The following is a 3,359-nucleotide window of genomic DNA, read 5'->3' on the forward strand; positions in this document are numbered from 1 at the left end:
CCGCGCCGTTTTGTCGACAGTTTGCTGCCTCCTCTGCCGGCGATTACTTCTTGGTCAGTTCGCCGGTTGCCAACTGGGTGAGGTAAGCATTGATAAAGCCATCCAGATCGCCGTCCATCACGGCGTCGATGTTGCTGGTCTCATAGGAGGTACGGGTATCCTTCACCATCTGGTAGGGCATGAAGACATAGGAGCGGATCTGGCTGCCCCACTCGATCTTCATCTGAACGCCCTTGATGTCGGAGATCTTCTCCGCGTGCTGCTGGGCCTTGAGTTCCATCAGCTTGGACTTGAGCATCTTCATGCAGTTGTCCCGGTTCTGGAACTGGCTGCGCTCCTGCTGGGAGGCCACCACGATGCCGGTGGGCTTGTGGATCAGCCGGACGGCGGAGGAGGTCTTGTTGACGTGCTGGCCGCCGGCGCCGCTGGCCCGGTAGACCTGCATCTCGATATCCTCGTCCCGGATCTCAATCTCATCGTCGTCAGCGATCTCCGGCATCACTTCCAGAGCGGCAAAGGAGGTCTGCCGCCGGGCGTTGGCGTCGAAGGGGGAGACCCGCACCAGCCGGTGCACGCCGTTTTCACTCTTCAGGAGGCCATAAGCGTTCTCGCCCTGGATGGAGATGGATGCGGACTTGATGCCCGCCTCGTCGCCGTCCTCGTAATCCAGGATCTGATAGGTAAAGTCATGCCGCTCCGCCCAGCGGGTGTACATCCGATAGAGCATCTGGGCCCAGTCCTGGGCCTCGGTGCCGCCGGCACCGGCGTGGAAGGTCAAAATAGCATTGTGGTTATCGTATTCACCGGAGAGCAGCGTGGTCAGCCGCGCCTCCTCCAGCCGGGTCTCCAGCTGGTCAAAGCCGGTCTTGAGCTCCTCCAGGAGTTCGGCGTCGTCTGCCTCCTGTCCCATCTCGCACAGGGCGGTGAGATCCTGCCACTCGGTAATGAGCTTTTCCTGACGGCTGATCTTGTTCTGCAGCTGCTTGAGCCGCTGCTGGACCTTCTGGGACCGCTCCAGATCGTTCCAGAACCCGTCCTGGGCCGTCTCATCCTCCAGACGCTGCGCCTCGGCCCGGGCGCCGTCCAGATCCAGGGCCGCCGAGAGCTTGTCCAGCTCGGGCTCCAGATCCCGCAGCTTTTGCTTGTAGGCGTCGTATTCGATCAAAGCCATGGCGTTTCTCTGCTCCTTTTCACTCGAATTTCATTAGCCATAGTATTATACCGAAGGAAATATATTTTGTAAAGGAAAACGTGCAGAATCTTCCTAAAACCGGCCAAATCCGTGCATCTTGTATCCTTTCCGGTGCCTCAGGAAGATATTTCCTGGGAAATTTTATGCGCGGTACATCTTTGTTCATAATTTGTTCATGATTTGAGAGGGCTTTTTCGATATGGTACAAGTAGAGAGAAACCATCCATCAGAGCGCATTATGGAGGGAGAACTATGAAAGGTTTATGGAAAAAACGCCTGTTGGCAGGCCTGCTGACATTGGTCATGGTGGTGAGCCTGGTCCCCGCCGCCCTGGCAGATGATGAGGAGCACCACTACTCCCCGGACTGGTCCAGTGACGCGTCTGATCACTGGCATGTCTGCACCGATCCGGGCTGTCAAGCCAAGAGCGCCTATGAACCCCACAACTTCGGGCTCATCGTCACCACCAAGGATGCCACCTGCTTCCAGCCTGGCGAGGGGTATCAGGAGTGCACCGTCTGCAAGTATAGAAAGACGGTGTCCATCCCCGCTACCAACGACCACAAGGCAGCCTCCGACTGGTCCTGGAACGACACCAAGCACTGGCACGCCTGCACGGTGACGCCCGGCTGCCCCCAGCACCTCGATGAGGCCAGCCACACCTTCCGCTCCGGCGAGTATTCCAGCGATGCCAGCTATCACTGGCAGATCTGCACCGTCTGCGGCGGCACCTCCGCAAAAACCGCCCACACGGATTCCAACGGCGACGGCATCTGCGATGTGTGCAAGCGGGGCGGCATGCCGGTGACCAACCGGATCACCGTCACCTTCATGAACGGCTCCAGCACATACAGCACCCAGACCATCACCAAGGGCTCCACGCCCTCCAACCCCGGCACGCCCTCCAAATCCGAGAGCGGCAAGACTTACTCCTTCGTTGGCTGGACCACCTCCAACCCCGGCAGCTCCGCCATCTACAACGGCCAGAGCTACAAGAGCTCTTCCCAGGTGGCCAGCACTTCCCTGACCGGCAACACCACATATTACGCGGTTTACAATATCACTTCCAGCAACACCTTTACCTATTATATCCGTGCGGGCAAACAGGTTTCCTTTGACCGCAGCGATTTCCGGGACGTCTATGAAAACGCCTTCTCCTCCGGCTCCCTGCGCTGGGTGGAATTTGAGACGAGCGACACTCTCTCCACCTCCCGGGGCACCGTCTACTATGACTACGGCGGTTCGGACGAGAAAGCCTTCACCCGCAGCAGCCTGGAAGATGAGCGGTTCTATTACAGCGACAGTGACTACGGCGATTATGCGCTGGATGACCTGTCCTTCGTGGCCGGTGACGAGTCCCGCACCGTCACACTGGACTTCCGGGCCTGCTACTCCAGCTCCAAATACGCCGAAGGCACCCTGACCATTGAGGTGGAGGGCGGCACCAGCAGCTCCCACATCATCACCTACAAGGTGGACACCAATGACACGGTGGACTTTGACCGCCGGGACTTCAACGAGGTATTCCAGGAGGAGTACAGCAATTACACTTTGGAATATGTCACCTTTGAAACCGATGACACCCTCTCCTCTTCCCGGGGCACCGTCTATTATGACTATAACGGGAAAGACGAGAAGTCCTTCTCCGCCAGCAGTCTGGAAGATGAGCGGTTCTATTACAGTTCCAGTGACGGGGATTACGACCTCAACAGCCTGAGCTTTGTCTCCGGCGACAGTGAGCGTACCGTCACACTGGACTTCCGGGCCTATTACTCCAGCAGCCGCTATGTGGACGGCAAGGTCAAGATCCTTGTAGGCGACGTGGAGGAGGGCGACATCACCTACGAGGTGGACGCCGGAGACGAGGTGAAGTTCGACCGCAAGGACTTCAACGATTTCTTCCAGAAGGAGTACAGCGGCTACACCCTGCGTTATGTCTCCTTCAAGACCGACGACACCCTCAGTTCCTCCAAGTCCGGCCTGGTGTACTTCGACTACGACGGCAAGAACGAAAAGTCCTTCTCTGACTCCACCATCGACGATTACGATTTCTATTACAACGACAGCGATTACGGCAAGTATGCCCTGGATGATCTGAGCTTTGTGGCCGGCGACAACTTCGACAAGGCCGTCACGCTGCACTTCACCGCCTACTATTCCGACAGCC

Annotated in this window: 1 protein-coding gene and 1 pseudogene; one reads left to right on the top strand and one right to left on the bottom strand. The window is 57.7% G+C overall.

From position 1 onward, the window contains the following. Positions 1-43 precede the first annotated feature (43 nt). Complete coding sequence (gene prfB, locus QZL67_RS05700; RefSeq protein WP_022289786.1) at positions 44-1,171, bottom strand: peptide chain release factor 2; 1,128 nt, start codon at positions 1,169-1,171, stop codon at positions 44-46. A gap of 273 nt (positions 1,172-1,444) precedes the next feature. Between prfB and QZL67_RS05705 the strand changes: the two are divergent. Continuing rightward, a pseudogene (locus tag QZL67_RS05705) lies at positions 1,445-3,359 on the top strand (InlB B-repeat-containing protein); the annotation flags it as partial.

This window comes from Oscillibacter sp. CAG:155, assembly GCA_000436875.1.
Taxonomy (GTDB): domain Bacteria; phylum Bacillota; class Clostridia; order Oscillospirales; family Oscillospiraceae; genus Oscillibacter.

Excerpts from the sequence above, each read along its gene's own strand:
- prfB (WP_022289786.1), bottom strand. The coding sequence starts at position 1,171 with ATGGCTTTGATCGAATACGACGCCTACAAGCAAAAGCTGCGGGATCTG.